The organism is Parabacteroides sp. PH5-46, from assembly GCF_029892785.1.
Classification (GTDB): Bacteria; Bacteroidota; Bacteroidia; order Bacteroidales; family Tannerellaceae; genus DFXE01.
The window spans coordinates 280,957-297,321 of the sequence record NZ_JARXXA010000002.1; the positions used below are offsets into that span (position 1 = coordinate 280,957).

At 43.8% G+C, this 16,365-nt stretch carries 14 protein-coding genes; 9 read left to right on the forward strand and 5 right to left on the reverse strand.

Features of this window, described 5'->3' with window-relative positions; genetic code table 11:
- Positions 1-173 precede the first annotated feature (173 nt).
- The 9 genes from M2470_RS03020 (at position 174) to M2470_RS03060 (ending at position 9,151) form a co-directional block, all read left to right on the forward strand.
- On the forward strand, positions 174-758 hold the full coding sequence (locus M2470_RS03020) for an FKBP-type peptidyl-prolyl cis-trans isomerase (RefSeq protein WP_280743450.1): 585 nt from the start codon (positions 174-176) through the stop codon (positions 756-758).
- A gap of 18 nt (positions 759-776) precedes the next feature.
- Positions 777-1,487, forward strand: coding sequence for an FKBP-type peptidyl-prolyl cis-trans isomerase (locus M2470_RS03025; RefSeq protein ID WP_280743449.1), 711 nt, complete (start codon positions 777-779; stop codon positions 1,485-1,487).
- A gap of 176 nt (positions 1,488-1,663) precedes the next feature.
- Positions 1,664-2,131 carry an Lrp/AsnC ligand binding domain-containing protein gene (locus tag M2470_RS03030; protein ID WP_280743448.1) on the forward strand — a complete coding sequence of 156 codons (468 nt, stop codon included), beginning with the start codon at positions 1,664-1,666 and terminating at the stop codon, positions 2,129-2,131.
- Positions 2,132-2,141: 10 nt separating this feature from the next.
- Positions 2,142-3,515, forward strand: coding sequence for a S8 family serine peptidase (locus M2470_RS03035; RefSeq protein WP_280743447.1), 1,374 nt, complete (start codon positions 2,142-2,144; stop codon positions 3,513-3,515).
- Positions 3,499-4,818 (forward strand): exodeoxyribonuclease VII large subunit, encoded by a 1,320-nt coding sequence (gene xseA, locus M2470_RS03040; RefSeq protein WP_280743446.1) that lies wholly within the window; start codon positions 3,499-3,501, stop codon positions 4,816-4,818. Before M2470_RS03035 ends, xseA begins: the two co-directional genes overlap by 17 nt.
- Before the next feature lie 12 nt (positions 4,819-4,830).
- Entirely contained in the window at positions 4,831-5,028 is a 198-nt protein-coding gene (gene xseB / locus M2470_RS03045; RefSeq protein WP_280743445.1) for an exodeoxyribonuclease VII small subunit, read from the forward strand.
- Positions 5,028-5,720, forward strand: coding sequence for a 2-C-methyl-D-erythritol 4-phosphate cytidylyltransferase (locus tag M2470_RS03050; RefSeq protein ID WP_280743444.1), 693 nt, complete (start codon positions 5,028-5,030; stop codon positions 5,718-5,720). The genes xseB and M2470_RS03050 overlap by 1 nt, the downstream gene beginning before the upstream one ends.
- Positions 5,701-7,809 (forward strand): ATP-dependent DNA helicase RecG, encoded by a 2,109-nt coding sequence (gene recG / locus M2470_RS03055; protein ID WP_280743443.1) that lies wholly within the window; start codon positions 5,701-5,703, stop codon positions 7,807-7,809. The genes M2470_RS03050 and recG overlap by 20 nt, the downstream gene beginning before the upstream one ends.
- Positions 7,810-7,960: 151 nt before the next feature.
- A complete protein-coding gene (locus tag M2470_RS03060; protein WP_280743442.1) occupies positions 7,961-9,151 on the forward strand; it encodes a LysM peptidoglycan-binding domain-containing protein in 1,191 nt (396 codons plus the stop codon).
- Between the two features lie 11 nt (positions 9,152-9,162).
- Here M2470_RS03060 and M2470_RS03065 read toward each other — a convergent pair whose 3' ends face one another.
- The 5 genes from M2470_RS03065 to metG all read right to left on the reverse strand — a co-directional run bounded on the left by M2470_RS03065 (position 9,163) and on the right by metG (position 16,275).
- Positions 9,163-9,801, reverse strand: coding sequence for a hypothetical protein (locus tag M2470_RS03065; RefSeq protein WP_280743441.1), 639 nt, complete (start codon positions 9,799-9,801; stop codon positions 9,163-9,165).
- 12 nt (positions 9,802-9,813) lie between these two features.
- On the reverse strand, positions 9,814-11,925 hold the full coding sequence (locus M2470_RS03070; RefSeq protein ID WP_280743440.1) for a TonB-dependent receptor: 2,112 nt from the start codon (positions 11,923-11,925) through the stop codon (positions 9,814-9,816).
- 135 nt (positions 11,926-12,060) lie between these two features.
- On the reverse strand, positions 12,061-12,933 hold the full coding sequence (locus M2470_RS03075) for a LytTR family DNA-binding domain-containing protein (RefSeq protein WP_280743439.1): 873 nt from the start codon (positions 12,931-12,933) through the stop codon (positions 12,061-12,063).
- A 10-nt stretch (positions 12,934-12,943) separates the two neighbouring features.
- The gene (locus tag M2470_RS03080; RefSeq protein WP_280743438.1) at positions 12,944-14,098 is read right to left on the reverse strand and encodes a DegT/DnrJ/EryC1/StrS family aminotransferase; all 1,155 of its coding nucleotides are present in this window, start codon (positions 14,096-14,098) and stop codon (positions 12,944-12,946) included.
- 122 nt (positions 14,099-14,220) lie between these two features.
- On the reverse strand, positions 14,221-16,275 hold the full coding sequence (metG, locus tag M2470_RS03085) for a methionine--tRNA ligase (RefSeq protein ID WP_280743657.1): 2,055 nt from the start codon (positions 16,273-16,275) through the stop codon (positions 14,221-14,223).
- Between the last annotated feature and the right edge of the window lie 90 nt (positions 16,276-16,365).

Below are 16,365 nucleotides of genomic sequence, written 5' to 3' on the forward strand. Positions count from 1 at the left end.
CATATATCGGCAACCAAAAGTAAGAGTCGTTTTACGGGAAGTATGCCGGTCTTTTTTTTAAACGTTTGGGTTAACTTCTGGATGGATTTTTGTAAAAAAGAGTGAAAGAAATGACTGTTGTATTGGTAAAAGCATTACTTTTGTGCCGCATAAATAGTTGAAAAAGAAAAAGAATGGATAAAGTAAGTTATGCCTTGGGTTTAAGCATCGGAAATAATTTCCAGAATTCAGGCATTAAAGATCTTCAGGTCGACGATTTTGTAAAAGGATTACAGGATGTATTGAGTGATTCAACTCCGGCCATTGATTATGAAGAAGCAAAACAGGTTATCAATGATTATTTTGTGAAGTTGCAGAAAGAAAGACTGGAGCTGAATAAGCAGGCAGGTGAAGAGTTTCTTGCTATAAACAAGGAGAAAGCAGGAGTAACAACCTTGGCCAGTGGCTTGCAGTATGAAGTATTAAAGAAAGGATCGGGAGCCAAACCTACGCTTTCCGATAAAGTGCAATGCCATTATCACGGAACATTGATCAATGGAACGGTTTTTGACAGTTCGGTACAAAGAGGCGAACCTGCCGTATTTGGCGTTTCGCAGGTTATCAGCGGCTGGACGGAAGCTTTACAGCTGATGGAAACAGGTTCCAAATGGCGGCTTTTTATTCCTTCCAACCTGGCTTACGGTGAACGGGGAGCCGGTGATAGTATCGAGCCGAACAGTACCCTGATTTTTGATGTGGAATTATTAGATATAGTATAATGTATAATGTATAAAACAATGAAGAAAATTAGTGTATTAGTTGCCGTGGCAGTTGCTGCCATAGGTGTATCTGCAACATCTTGCGACTCTAAGAAAAATGTAACATTGAAAAGTGATGTAGATAGCGCAAGCTACGCATTAGGCGTTTTGAATGGTGATGGTTTCAGACAAAATCTGGGAACCGTTCCGGGAGAGCCGATTGATGTTGATTTGTTATTGGCAGCTTTTGAAGCTGGACTGAAAAATGACACTTCCAGCTACAAAATGTCTGTTGCAGACGCTCAAAATTATATTCAAACCTACTTTATGCAAGCTCAGACAAAAGAACTGAACAAAGTAAAAGAAGAAGGTGCGAAATTCTTGGAAGAAAATAAAACAAAATCAGGCGTTATCACAACAGAAAGCGGTTTGCAGTATCAGGTAATTACCGAAGGTACAGGCGAAAAGCCAACTGCTGAAAGCACTGTAAAGGTACATTATACCGGAACATTACTGGATGGAACCAAGTTTGATAGCTCTTTTGATCATGCCGGTGGCGAACCTGCTGAGTTTGCACTAAACGGTGTTATCAAAGGATGGACTGAAGGTATTGCAATTATGCCGGTTGGTTCAAAATATATCTTCTGGATTCCTTCTGACCTGGCTTATGGTGATCGTGGTGCAGGACAGCAGATCAAACCGGGAAGCGTATTGAAGTTTGAAGTAGAATTGCTTGAGATTGTAAAGTAAGCAATCAGTACTGACAAAAAGTTATATCAGGCGGGGAAAATCATGTTTTTTAGCATGTTTTCCCCGCTTTTATTATTTATTATCTACTTTTTCCTTTCAATATGATATGCGATTCAAAATTATTCTATACTTTTGATATCTAAACAAATCTAATGTTAACAATAAAGCTACCGAAAATGGAGAAAATAGACAAATTGGACAGGCAAATACTTAATATTATTTCAAAGAATGCCCGTATCCCTTTTAAAGATGTTGCAGAAGACTGTGGCGTCTCTCGTGCAGCTATACATCAGCGTGTGCAGCGGATGATTGATATGAATGTAATCACAGGTTCAGGATATCAGATCAATCCAAAAAGCCTGGGATTTAACACTTGCACATATATAGGGGTGAAATTGGAACGGGGTTCTATGTATAAGGATGTGGTGCCTGCATTTGAAAAAATTCCGGAAGTGGTAGAATGTCACTTTACAACAGGACCTTATACAATGTTGATCAAATTATATGCTCGCGACAATGAACATCTGATGGAGCTGCTCAACTCACACATACAGGAGATTCCCGGAGTAACAGCTACGGAAACGTTGATCTCGCTACGTCAGAGTGTGAAACGTGAGATCCCTATTGTTGATTCTTTCGAATAATAAGAGGGAAATGATTATACGCCAATGCCTTTTGATTCTTTGTCTTTTCTTTTCTCTTGAAGCGCTGAGCGGTGAAAGTTTTTGTTTCCGGGTTTATTTGAAAGATAAGGGCGATTCAGGGTTTACATTGGATAACCCGGAAGCTTTTTTGTCGAAAGCCGCTATCGACCGGCGACTGAGAGAGGGGAAATCTGTTGACGAGTCAGACTTGCCTATTGCAGAAGCCTATCTGGATACGCTTCTTTCGGTTGGTGCCTGTCTCGTTGTGCAAAGCCGCTGGCTGTCTACTGTTGTGGTGTCTGCTAAGGATAGTCTGCTGGTTGAACGCCTGAAAGGGCTTACGATTGTTGACTCTGTGAAGTGGGTCTGGAAAGGGACACCCATGGAACATACGGAAGAGCCACGCGATACATCTTCCTTATTTCCTGAAGACCAAGCCTTGAAAACTACCTATGGGTATGCGGAAAAACAAATAGAGATGCTAAACGGCCTTAAGCTGCATGAAGCAGGCTATCGCGGAAAAGGAATTCAGGTAGCTGTTATTGATGCCGGTTTTATGAATGTGGATCGCTTGTCGGTCTTTCATTCGTTAGATCTCTTAGGTACATATAACGTTGTCTCGCCGGGCAAAAGCGTATTTACAGATGATGAACATGGGACGAAGGTATTATCGTGCCTGGCAGCCAATGCACCGGGCATTATGGTGGGTACGGCTCCCGAAGCCTCCTATTGGCTGATAAAGAGTGAAGACGGACGATCGGAATACCCTGTTGAAGAAGACTACTGGGTGGCAGCTGCCGAATTTGCCGATAGTGTAGGGGTAAAGGTGATTAACTCTTCGTTGGGCTATTTTACGTTTGACAGAGAAGAGTTGAGCTATGACCCGTCCATGCTGGATGGGCGGACGGCATTTATAAGCCGGGCTGCGGAAATGGCAGCAGATAAAGGTATTTTATTATTTATCAGTGCCGGGAATGAAGGAGCCGGACAGTGGGGGAAAATAACATTCCCTTCTGATGCCAGAAATGTACTGACGGTAGGCTCTGTTACCGGAGAAAAAAAGAAGAGCGTTTTCAGCTCTGTCGGCTTTACGGCTGATGTGCGTGTAAAACCGGATGTTGTAGCCTTGGGAACCGGAGCTACAGTGATAGACGCTAGCGGCAATGTACGTTTCGGCAATGGAACATCCTTTGCTACGCCTATCCTGGCAGGCTTGGGTATTTGCCTGTGGCAGGCGCTTCCCTGGCTGAGTAATACTGATCTGATCGCTTTGCTGCAGCACTCCTCTACGCAATATAAACGGCCTGATGTTGAACTGGGATATGGTATTCCCGATGTATATAAAGTGTTAAGAACTGAATTGCGGAATGTTCGGAATAAATAATCAAACAAACCGGGAAGAGCTTTCTTTGCTTGAATTGAACAACCGGATAAAAGGGGTGATAAACCGTTCGTTTGCCACTTCTTGCTGGGTTAGAGCAGAGATGATCGATGTGCGGGCCAATGTATCCGGACATTGCTATCTGGAGTTTGTAGAAAAGAGCGAAAGCGGACAGTTGGTTGCCAAAGCAAGAGCTTCGATCTGGGCGAAAACATACCGGATGCTTAAGCCCTACTTTGAACAGTCTACCGGACAGTTATTTGCCTCAGGCCTGAAGGTTTTGGTGAAGGTGTCGGTAGAGTTTCACGAATTGTATGGTTTCAGTCTGAATGTGTTGGATATTGATCCGACTTATACACTGGGAGATATGCTTCGTAAGCGGATGGAGATAGTCCGGCAGTTGAAGGAAGAGGGTGTTTTTGACTTGAACAGAGAGCTACCTTTCCCTGTTTTGCCCCTCCGGATAGCTGTTATTACTTCGCCTACTGCTGCCGGGTATGAAGATTTCCTGAACCAGTTGATGCGAAATAAAGCCGGATACCCGTTTTATCCCAAATTATTCCCGGCTGTTATGCAGGGGGATAAAACGGAAGCCTCTGTTATAGAGGCCTTAGATAAAATCAACCGCTATAGCGATTTGTTTGATGTGGCGGTGATTATCAGAGGGGGAGGAGCTACCTCTGATTTGAATAGCTTCGACTCCTATCTGCTAGCCGCTAATTGTGCACAATTCCCGCTTCCACTCATCACAGGAATTGGTCATGAACGGGATGATACGGTATTGGATATGGTAGCGCATACCCGTATGAAGACACCTACAGCCGTTGCCGAGTTCCTGATAGGTTGCATGGATAAGGCGGCAGAGGAGGTAGATGAACTACAACAGTTGCTGTTAGGGCTTTCTGTTGATCAGTTATTACAGGAAAAGAATCGCTTGCAGTTGATGACTGCCAAGCTGCCTTCCGTTGTGTCAAACCGTATTGAGCGGAATCGCTCCCAGCTACATGCATTGGGTGGCAAATTGCCGGTAGCCGCTACCGGACTGATCAACCGGCACAACAACCAACTGCTTGGCTGGCAGAATCAGCTACGCCAGCAGACCCTAACGAAAATAGAAGAAAACAACCGCTTTTTGCAGCTGACAGAACAGTTCGTAAAGATGGTCTCTCCCGACTATGTGTTGAAAAGAGGCTATAGCCTGACACTGAAGGATGGGAAGATCATGAAGCGTGCCGCTTCCTTTGCTTCGGGTGATGAAGTAACCACCCGATTTGTAGATGGAGAGGTGAAGAGTAAGGTTTTATAATAATATCAAGATATGTCGGAAAAAGTAGAAACATACAAAGAGGCAGTAGAAAAGCTGCGTAAGATTGTAGCAGATATAGAGAATGGCGAGTTGGATGTAGACATTCTTTCCGAAAAAGTGAAAGAAGCAACCCGCCTGATCAAGCTTTGTAAAGACAAGCTTTATAAAGTGGATGAAGAAGTAAAAAAAGTACTGGAAGAGCTTGAATAATGAAACGCTATGTGCTGATAGTAGCCGGAGGTAAGGGCTTGCGTATGGGAGGTGATCTGCCTAAGCAGTTTATCCCTCTGCAGGGACGTCCTGTGCTGATGCATACCCTTGAACGCTTTTATCAATGGGATGCTTCGGTCAGTCTTGTATTGGTTCTGCCCGAAGACCATCAGCCATATTGGAATATGTTGTGTAAGGAGTTGGATTGCTGTATTTCGCATCAGATAGTTAGCGGAGGAGAAACCCGTTTCCATTCTGTGCAGAACGGTTTGTCACTGGTTGAAGAAGGCGGACTGGTTGCTGTACACGATGGAGTAAGGCCGTTTGTTTCGCTTCAGGTGATAGAAGATTGCTTTGCCGAAGCGGCATTAAAAGGAGCTGCTGTGCCGGTTGTGCCGATTGTGGATTCCATTCGCAAAATAGGAGAAGACGTTACGAGCAGTCATCCGGTAAACCGTGAACAGTACAAGGCTGTACAAACACCCCAGGTTTTTCAGTCGGAGATATTGCTGAAAGCCTATCGTCAGCCTTATACTCCAGCCTTTACAGATGATGCTTCGGTTGTAGAAGTTATGGGGATTCCCGTTAGCCTAGTGGCTGGGAACCCGGAAAATATTAAAATTACTACCCCTTTTGATTTGCTGATAGCTGAAGCATATGCTATATCTGCGGATGGAAAAGCCCGTAATTGATATCGACAAACGCTCTATTACCTATCTTCCGGGCGTTGGCCCGAAGAAAGCGGAAGTGCTTAAGAAAGAAGCGGACATTTCTTCCTTCGAGGATTTATTATACTATTTCCCCTACCGATATGTAGACAGAAGCCGCTTTTATAGAGTGGCAGAGATTCATGAAGGGATGCCTTACATCCAGTTGAAGGGCCGTATTTTGTCGTTTGAAACCCTGGGCGAGGGGAGGACGAGGCGTCTGGTGGCTCGCTTTACAGATGGCTCCGGCACGATAGAGCTAGTCTGGTTTAAAGGGATTGCTTATGTGAAAGACAAATATGTTATAGGCAAAGAATATATTGTATTCGGGAAACCTACGGCCTTTGGACATACTTGTAATATCGCCCATCCGGACATAGATTCGGTAGATCAGGCCGGGCAGGTATCCGGTGGTTTAACCCCTTACTATAATACGACAGAAAAGATGAAAAAATCTTTTCTGAACTCCCGAACTATCCAGGGTTTGCAATACACCTTGCTATCGATGCTGAACTGGGAACTCCCGGAAACACTTCCGGCGGATGTACTGCAGAAAACGAAGTTGGTATCTCGTTCCGAAGCTATACGGAATATCCATTTCCCGGAATCTGCAGCAGCCTTAAAACAGGCTCAGCTACGGCTGAAGTTTGAAGAGCTGTTCTATATTCAGCTGAATATTCTGCAAACGGCTGCCTATCGCAAATTGAAACTGAAAGGCTTGGTCTTCTCTACGGTAGGAGAGCATTTTAATACGTTTTACAAAGATTATCTTCCGTTTGAACTGACGGATGCCCAAAAGCGTGTAGTACGCGAGGTACGTGGCGATATGGGGAGCGGCAGGCAGATGAACCGCCTCTTGCAAGGGGACGTGGGCAGTGGTAAGACCTTAGTGGCTTTGCTGGCTATGTTACTGGCTATCGATAATAACTATCAGGCTTGCATGATGGCACCTACGGAAATTCTCGCTAATCAGCACCTGGTTACGGTAATGGAATTTCTGAAGGATATGAATGTCCGGGTGGCTTTGCTTACCGGTTCAACTAAGAAGAAAGAACGCGACAAAATACTGCCGGCTATTGCTGCCGGAGAAATAGATATTGTGATCGGCACACATGCACTGATTGAAGAAACAGTTGTTTTTAAGTCCTTGGGATTGGCTATCGTAGATGAACAACATCGTTTTGGCGTAGAGCAGCGGGCACAACTCTGGAAGAAGAATACGACTATTCCGCATGTTCTTGTTATGACGGCTACTCCTATCCCGCGTACGTTGGCTATGACCTTGTACGGAGACTTGGATGTGTCTGTTATCGATCAACTGCCACCGGGGCGAAAACCGGTACTTACCCTTCATCGCTACGATAATAAAAAGAAGGAGCTGTATGAATTTCTGCGAAAAGAAATTGTGCTGGGAAGGCAGGTTTACGTGGTGTATCCGCTAATTGAAGGGAGCGAGAAACTCGACTATAAAAATCTCGAAGAAGGTTTTGATGTATTTAAGGAGGTATTCCCCGAGTATACCGTTTGTATGGTACACGGACGGATGAAAGCCGCAGAGAAAGATGCCGAAATGCAGAAGTTTATATCGGGTGAAGCCCAGATATTGATGGCTACAACCGTAATTGAAGTAGGGGTGAATGTGCCGAATGCCTCTGTGATGGTGATAGAAAGCGCCGAGCGCTTCGGACTGTCGCAGCTTCATCAACTTCGCGGACGGGTAGGGCGTGGAGCCGAGCAGTCATATTGCATCCTGGTATCCTCCTATAAACTAAGTAACGAAACCCGGAAGCGCCTGGAGATCATGGTGCAAACGAGCAATGGCTTTGAAATAGCTGAAGCCGACCTGAAAATGCGCGGGCATGGCGACCTGGAAGGTACCCGTCAGAGCGGAATAGGCATTGACCTGAAAATAGCCAGTCTGAGCTCAGACGGACAAATCCTTCAATACGCACGAGACGTAGCACAAGACGTTTTAAATCTTGATCCTAATCTCTCAGAATGCTCACACGCCATCCTAAGAAAAAGACTCTCTGTTCTTTTCGAGAAAAAGACAAATTGGGGAATGATTAGTTGATGAGCTATAAGTTTTGTTATCAATTTACCTTTTTTCGATATCGTTTTGGCTTCTTTTGTGAAATTTTCACATGAGAAGTATTGTATTTTTAATGATTTTTCTGATATTTGCCCGTCCATCATGAAAACACTCGACTGAATAATTGATAAAAATGAATATACGATTACTACTTTTATATATATTTTGCGCTATTATTACCCCTACTTTTCAAATTGCAGGGCAAGATGTTAATCCCAAATTGCTGGATGAACATGTGTCCGAGTTAATGGCAGACCGGGTCATAAAAACAGATATAGCATTAGAGAAAATAGCAACGTTGGAAGAAATCCTCATTGAAGAAGAGGAAGATTTACTTTTTCCTGCTGATGAACTGTACGGTTCAAATTGGGATAATCGCTGGGTAGATCCTTACAAGTTTGCTTCTTCCAATATTACTTTTCCTGATTCGTGCGAAATAGATTGTTCTACATTTATACTCCCTGTTGACTGTGATTTGAAGGTAACGTCCAAATATGGGCCTCGTCGTCGCCGTATGCACAGAGGGATTGATTTGAAAGTGCAGATAGGAGATACCATTCGTGCTGCTTTTGCCGGAAAGGTTCGTATTCGCAGTTTTGAACGTCGCGGCTATGGTAATTACCTGGTTGTTCGTCATCCCAACGGATTGGAAACGGTTTATGGACATTTGTCTAAGTTTATTGTAGATGTAAATGATATTGTTCGCGCCGGAGATCCGATCGCATTAGGCGGAAATACCGGACGTTCTACCGGTTCGCATCTTCATTTTGAAACCCGTTTTTTAGGAAAAGACATCGATCCGTCTGAAATCGTTGATTTTGAAGCAGGTGTTCCCCACAAGGATTTATATGTCTTCCGTAATCTTAAGGTCAACGGACGCAGTACCAATATCTATACGTCTTCTACCAATCAGCTACTTTATCATCGTGTAAAATCAGGTGATACCTTAGGTGCTATTGCCCGTAAGTACGGAACGACAGTTGGTGAACTTTGCCGTTTGAACGGTTTGAAACCAACATCTACTCTTCGTATCGGTCAATCGATCCGTTGCGGAATAGGAAAGGCTACGGCAACCGCTGATTCACCTAAAGAAACGAAAAAAGAAACCACTTCCGCCTCTGCTGCCAAGTCTACAAAGACAATCGTTGTAGAGGGCACTTCAAAGATCGGAAGTGATGAAACCGTTTACCATCGTATTCAGGCCGGCGATACCTTAGGCGCTATTGCTAAAAAGTATGGTATAACAGTAGGTAAACTGTGTGAACTGAATAATATCAGCAAAACAACTGTTTTAAAGCTGGGTCGTTCACTCAAGTGTTCCTGATTACTTCCGTATCACATCTTTATTTCTACCCACCAGTGAGGTATAGGAGTGTCTTTCTTTTCCTGTTCGTGAAGTAGTTTAGCCTTTTCTTTGTCGCTTTCAAAAGAAGTATAGCTGCCACCCATAAAAGAGGATAGACTTTGCTGAAAATAGGCGTTCAGAAGAATAGCGCGTGGATTGTTGGGGTTTAGCTTCAATGCCTCAGCATAGGCTGAAACAACGTGGCTTGAATACTTCGGACCATTTGTCTGAGGGTCTACAGACATCAGCGCGTAATACGAGTAACCGCTTAAGGTGCTGATTTCGGAACGGATTTCAACAGATAAACCTTTCTCCCTCTTTATCTTGTCAAGGTACATCCTGGCTTCTTCTATCAGTTGCTTTTTGGTAGCAGGATTATCCTCCCTGAAGAAAATATTAATATTGGTATAAGCCAGATAATAAGCAGCCATCCAGTCTGACGGATAATTGATACTGATCCGCTGAAATAAGTTACGAACCTCCTGCAGTTCTTTAGCCGTGCGTGCAGTATCCAGGCGGGATACGGCTGCTGCCAGTTGTTGTTGCGGGACATCATTCTGGGCGTAAGTGTTTGTTGATACTAAACTTACTGCCATAATACACACATAAATAAATACAAACTTTTTCATTTTCTTATTATTTTAAAAGTTAGACACATCATAAGCCGTGTTTCCTCCCAGGGTGATAAATACACCAATGAAGAAGAAGTTTCGGGAAGCATTTGTCATTGCTTCTCCCGAAGAGGTATAATTGAAGATATTTTTCCTTCCCAGTATATTAGATGCCGAGGCAAAGACGATTAGTTTCTTGTGAGCCAGGAATGTCCAACTTACATCAAGGCTGTTGTAGTAGGGCGTCCGGGCATTCATGAATCCTTCCTTTTCCGGATTGTGATAGGGGCGTCCGCTGGCAAAACGGTTGGTTATCCCGATAATACTTTTCATCCCCGGAATATTATATTTAAGAGACAGGGATGCGTTATGACGGGATGCAAACTGTGGTATATCCTTTACCGGATAATTCCTGTATTTCCTTTCGGAATAGTTTAATGAATAAGACAATCGGTATTCCAGCCTTTTGATCAGGGTTGCATCATAGAAGAAAGCATCGATCCCCTTGCTGTAACCATCCCCCGAAGCATTCAATACTCCATTTTCAATGCTTGCTAGTTTGTCGTACTTTTTATAATAGGCTTCGAGGCGATATACCCGTTCGTTCTTTTGATGATAGCCTCCTAAGATGTAATGCCAGCAGTTCTCGGACGCTAACGCCCTATTCTGTAACATATAATCGTTTTCTGTAAGCTGAGTGTACCGGCCTGCTATAGCAGATAGATAGAAATCGTTCTGTCCGTAATTAAAGGCTAAACGAGGTGTGTAGTTCCAGTCTTTATTGATCGTTGTATATTCCGCGCGGGATGAGACGGCAACATTAAACTTGTCGGAGAGATAAAAACTACCGGTGGCAAACAGTGCATGGATGGAATGGTCGATATGCCCGCTCTGGCTAATGGATGTCTCCTTCTCCGAAAACGTGTATCCGGAGCCGAAATAACGGATCATGGACTCCATTCCTGCCTGTAATTTGAAAAGGTTAGAGAAGCGTTTATTCAGTTTGGTTTTCAAATGGATTTCCCACTCTTTGATGTCGAAGAAATCGTTGGGGATGCTTGCTCCATTTACTTGCTGCTTGCGGAAAGAGAAAGCTGCTCCGGCAAATAATTTGTACCCATTGCCTAATTCGTTTCTGTAGGTCGTGTTCAGGTAATAATTATTCTCTTTCAGGTGAAGAGGTCGATCCTTCAAGCGCTCTTCAAATTGCGTATAATCATAGCCTGCGTATAGTTTGACAAGGCTTCTCTCCGTTGGCTCATACCTGAGCTGTGTACCTCCCGAGAACTTCTGGTATGGGCTTATCCAGTCGTACCGGCTGGGAAATATCTTGTAATAAGGACCTAAATTCTGGTAGTCCAGGTTGAGAGAAGCAGAACCTGTTGAAAAGGCTTTTGTCCCTCCACCACCGAAGCCTACGGATGAAACATTTACACCGTATTTATTTATCGGGCTTTCGTCCTTCGTGCTGAGAGGCAATACGCTTGATAGTCCTTGCGCGTATTCCGGGTCGTATCCTCCCAAGGAGAACGTCATTCCTTCAAACATAAAGGGTGAATAGCGTCCGCGCACCGGCTCGTTCTCGCCGCTTGTAGTATAAGGGTTTAACACATGCATATCGTCTATGTATGTTTGTGCTTCGCGGCTTTCCCCTCCTCGTATAAAAAGTTTCCCGCTTTCAGCATTTACCTGTGTACCGGGTAATGTGACGATGGAATTGTATAAATCGCCTACAGAGCCTCCGGTAGTTACCAAGTCAACGGCATTCATCTTTTTCCATTGGCTGTTACCGTTTAACTGATAGCTGCTGGCTACTATCTCTACTTCATTTAAAGATACATTCGTCTGACGCATCTTGATATGAACAGACGATGAAAGCGGTAGTTGCAGTGTCTGGCTATATGTTTCGTATCCCAACATCATCGCAGAAAGTGTAACACTGCCGGATGCGTTTGTCTGAAAACTAAACTTCCCTTCTTCATCACTACTTGCCCCTTCCAACGTCTCTTTAATAAATACATTAGCATAGGCTAAGGGGAGGGAAGATTCATCAGTGACAATCCCCTGAATCGTACATTGCGCCGATACCTGTTTTGCTATCCCGATAAACAGAAAAAAGAAGAAAATAAAATAGTGTCTCATAACAGCAAAAAATAATTGTTTGCTGCAAATGTAAAGGTCTCAAACCACCCCATAAAATAAGTGGGATAAACAGAGAAGCTATGTGACAAATGACGATGAAAACGCCATCTGTCACAGCTTTTGTGATGAATGACGTTATATCTTTTCCCGGATTTCTTTTGCGTAGGCGCGGGAGACGGGGACTTCTTCTGTGGGGTAGTCAAATAGGAGGCGATAGCCTTGTGAGTTTCCTTTTACCGATGAAATGTGGTTGGTGTTGACCAGGAAGGCGCGATGGCATCGGATGATGAAAGGGGTAGCGCTTAGTTGATTTTCGATCTGTTTGATGGTAGCTCGCAGAAGTTTTTGTTTAACCGTTTCATTTTCTATATAGTTTACTTTGACGTAATTGCCGAATGCTTCGAGGTAGATAAGTTGTTCGGGATGTAGTTCTATGGAGTCCTTCGTGTTGCCGGAAAGTGTGATTAGTTCTGAAGTGTATGTCTTCTGCTGAGGGATAATCTTTCCGGATAGCTTTTGGTTTAACTCCTGTACTTCCTGTAAGTTCTGTGACAAGGAGCGGTTATACTGTATAAATGTAATGATAGTCTGTGGTATGAGGGCAACAAAGAATGTGAACATAAGATAGAGCAGGCCCATTCTTAAGATATTTCCCCAGGTGAAAGATATACTACTATCAACAACCAACAAGAAATAGATCGTATTCCCCAGGCCGATGACTAATACAATGATAAACATGTTCAGTATACTCTTTCCGATCGTCCAGTTGTCGGAATAAAATCGTTTGAATATCAAAGGAAAGAGATATACGATAATAGAAGTTCCTATAGCTGTAACCAATGTGAATCCCAACAAGTAGATATAGTTCTTTTCAAGGAGGCGATCCATACCAAAAGGCTGGAATATACCCAAAACAAAGAAAACAAGTAGAGAGGCAATTAATACTACCTGCCAACGATTATTAACGAGTGGGAGAGGTTGATTCAGCAATCGGGTCAGTTTATTCATTCTATTTGATCTACCTGAAAAATTTTATTACCTGTTCAATGATATACTCCTGTATGTATTCTCTCATTTCAGTGTGAATGGGCAACGAGAGGACTGTCTCGGTCAATCCATTGGCATTTCTCAGGTCTCCGGCTTTGCGGGCGTATACCCGGAAGGCTTCCTGCTTGTCTAATGAGATAGGGTAGTATACCATTGTCGGGATTCCTTTTTGCTTCAGAAAGGCTTGCAAGGCGTCTCGTTTCCCGTTCTTTACTTTGATTGTGTACTGGTGATACACATGCGTAGTATAGGCTGGCTTGTAAGGTGTAATAATGTCGGGCAGACGATTGAAGGCCTCGTTGTAGCGCTCGGCAACGGCTATGCGGCTTTGTGTAAACTCATTCAGGTATTTGAGCTTTACATCCAATATGGCAGCTTGTAGTGTGTCCAGTCTGGAGTTACATCCTACCAGTTTGTGTTGGTATTTCTTTTCCTGCCCATGATTGGCTATGCTGCGGAGGTGTTCTGCCAATGATTCATGCCTCGTTATTATGGCTCCTCCGTCGCCGTAGCAAGCCAGCGGCTTCGAAGGGAAAAAAGAGGTGGTCCCTATGTGTCCGATTGTTCCGGCCTTTTCTGTTTTTCCCGATGAAAAGGTATAAGAAGCTCCTATCGACTGAGCATTATCTTCAATGATATAAAGATTATACTTATCGGCAATACGTAAAATCGCTTCCATGTCGCATATTTGTCCGAAAAGATGTACGGGGATAATCGCCCGGGTTTGCCGTGAAATGGCATGCTCTATGCGACTTACGTCTATATTAAAGGTGTCTGCATCTACGTCAACTAAAACAGGCTTCAAGCCTAGCATAGCTACCGTTTCAGCTGCCGCTACATACGTAAAAGCCGGAACGATAACTTCGTCTCCGGGCTGAAAGTTGAGGCTCATTAATGCGATTTGAATGGCATCTGTTCCGTTGCCACAAGGAATAACATGAGGTACTTCCAGATAATCGGCAAGGTGGGTGGCGAAGCTTTGTACCTGAGGACCATTGATGAACTGTGCTTCGGCTAATACTTTTTGAATGCCCGCGTCTATTTCCTGCTTCAAACGGAGATATTGCGTCTGCAAATCAACCATCTGAATTTTATCGTCAAAAGTTATTTCCATTTGCCTGTTCATGCTGTATTGCTTTTAACGGCTCATAGTGAGATATGTAGATACTGCATACAAAAATATGGATATTTTCGGAATATTAAAGAAAAAAGGCTTTTCGTATTACAAAAAGCCTCTTTTTTATAAATTTATTTTACTTCACTGCCCGGTTTAACTGTTTTTTCCGGCATGATGACTGCTAGTTTGCCATCGGCGTCTTCTGCGGAAAGAATCATTCCTTCGGAGGTGACTCCTCTTAGCTTGCGCGGCGCCAGATTGGCAATGAAGCAGACCTGCTTGCCTACCAAGTCTTCCGGCTGATAGAACGAAGCGATACCTGATATAATAGTGCGCTGTTGCAAACCGTCATCTATCCGGAATTGCAATAGTTTGTCGGCTTTCGGCACTTTGGTACATTCCAATACCGTACCTACGCGGATGTCCAACTTGGTGAAATCGTCGAATTCAACGGTTTCGCGGATGGGTTTAGCTGTGTAATTGGCTTCTTCGTTCGCTTTCTTTGTGTCAAGCAACTTCTGCACTTGTGCTTCGATCACTTCATCTTCAATTTTCTCAAACAACAACTCAGCTTCTTTGAATTGATGTCCTGCTGCTAACAGGTCAGTCGATCCCAGCCGATCCCATCCCAAAGGTTCTACGTTCAGCATCTCGTTTAGTTTCTTCATGCTGAAAGGAAGGAAAGGTTCAAAGGCAATCGCCAGGTTTGCTGTGATCTGTAATGATATGTTCATAATCGTAGCTACCCGATCCATATCTGTTTTTGCTAGCTTCCAAGGCTCTGTATCTGCCAGGTATTTGTTACCGATCCGGGCCAGATTCATGGCTTCTTTCTGTGCTTCGCGGAAATGATAGGTGTCTAATAGCCTTTCAACGTCTGCTTTTACGTCTGCAAATTCCTTTAAGGTATCCCGGTCGTAATCTGTCAGTTCTGCTATGGCAGGCACTTTTCCGTCGAAGTATTTCCAGGTGAGAACCAATGCGCGGTTTACGAAGTTACCGAGAATGGCTACCAGCTCATTGTTGTTTCTTGCCTGAAAGTCTTTCCAGGTGAAATCGTTATCTTTTGTTTCCGGAGCATTGGCCGTTAATACATAGCGCAACACATCCTGCTTACCCGGCATATCTTCCAGGTATTCATGCAGCCATACCGCCCAGTTTCTGGAGGTAGATATCTTGTCGCCTTCCAGATTCAGGAACTCATTAGCCGGTACATTCTCCGGCAGATTATAGCTACCGTCTGCTTTCAGCATGGCGGGGAATACGATGCAATGGAATACGATATTGTCTTTTCCGATAAAGTGAACCATCTTCGTTTCCGGGTCTTTCCACCAGGTTTCCCAGTCGTTGGGACGTAATTCTTTGGTATTGGAAATGTAGCCAATCGGTGCGTCAAACCATACATACAGCACTTTACCTTCGGCTCCTTCTACGGGAACGGGAATCCCCCAGTCCAGGTCGCGGCTTACGGCACGTGGTTGAAGCCCCATATCCAACCAGCTTTTACATTGCCCGTAAACATTGGTTTTCCATTCTTTGTGGTCTTCCAATATCCATTGGCGCAGAGAAGGTTCCCATTTATCCAGTGGCAGATACCAATGTTTGGTTTCTCGCATCACGGGAATACTTCCGCTGATTGTTGATTTGGGATTAATCAGGTCTGTCGGGTTTAATGAGGTACCACACGACTCGCATTGGTCGCCATAAGCATTCTCGTTGCTGCAATGCGGACATTTGCCTGTTATATAGCGGTCGGCCAGGAATTGCTTGGCCTCTTGGTCATAATATTGTTCCGATGTTTTTTCGATAAATTCGCCTTTGTCAAACAGGATGCGGAAAAACTCCGAAGCAGTATCGTAATGCGTCTTGGAAGTGGTGCGAGAGTAAATATCAAAAGTGATACCGAAGTCTTCAAACGATTTCTTTATGATGTAATGATACCGATCCACAATGTCCTGCGGTGTAACGCCTTCCTTCTTTGCCCGGATAGTGATAGGTACTCCGTGCTCGTCCGAGCCTCCGATCATTAAAACTTCTTCCCCCTTAAGGCGAAGGTAACGGGCATAAATATCAGCAGGTACATACACTCCGGCTAAGTGCCCAATATGTACGGGCCCATTAGCATAAGGCAATGCAGTAGTAATCAGCGTTCTTTTGAATTGTTTTTCCATTCCTTTGTTCTTAATATAGAATACAAAGGTACGGAATATAGTTGAAAAATATATTTGTTAATTCCTTTTTTAGAAGTGACAATAAAAATAGTAAAACAGTTGTCG

Coding starts and splice junctions, on each gene's coding strand:
- M2470_RS03020 (WP_280743450.1), top strand. CDS start 174: ATGGATAAAGTAAGTTATGCCTTGGGTTTAAGCATCGGAAATAATTTC.
- M2470_RS03025 (WP_280743449.1), top strand. CDS start 777: ATGAAGAAAATTAGTGTATTAGTTGCCGTGGCAGTTGCTGCCATAGGT.
- M2470_RS03030 (WP_280743448.1), top strand. CDS start 1,664: ATGGAGAAAATAGACAAATTGGACAGGCAAATACTTAATATTATTTCA.
- M2470_RS03035 (WP_280743447.1), top strand. CDS start 2,142: ATGATTATACGCCAATGCCTTTTGATTCTTTGTCTTTTCTTTTCTCTT.
- xseA (WP_280743446.1), top strand. CDS start 3,499: ATGTTCGGAATAAATAATCAAACAAACCGGGAAGAGCTTTCTTTGCTT.
- xseB (WP_280743445.1), top strand. CDS start 4,831: ATGTCGGAAAAAGTAGAAACATACAAAGAGGCAGTAGAAAAGCTGCGT.
- M2470_RS03050 (WP_280743444.1), top strand. CDS start 5,028: ATGAAACGCTATGTGCTGATAGTAGCCGGAGGTAAGGGCTTGCGTATG.
- recG (WP_280743443.1), top strand. CDS start 5,701: ATGGAAAAGCCCGTAATTGATATCGACAAACGCTCTATTACCTATCTT.
- M2470_RS03060 (WP_280743442.1), top strand. CDS start 7,961: ATGAATATACGATTACTACTTTTATATATATTTTGCGCTATTATTACC.
- M2470_RS03065 (WP_280743441.1), bottom strand. CDS start 9,801: ATGAAAAAGTTTGTATTTATTTATGTGTGTATTATGGCAGTAAGTTTA.
- M2470_RS03070 (WP_280743440.1), bottom strand. CDS start 11,925: ATGAGACACTATTTTATTTTCTTCTTTTTTCTGTTTATCGGGATAGCA.
- M2470_RS03075 (WP_280743439.1), bottom strand. CDS start 12,933: ATGAATAAACTGACCCGATTGCTGAATCAACCTCTCCCACTCGTTAAT.
- M2470_RS03080 (WP_280743438.1), bottom strand. CDS start 14,098: ATGAACAGGCAAATGGAAATAACTTTTGACGATAAAATTCAGATGGTT.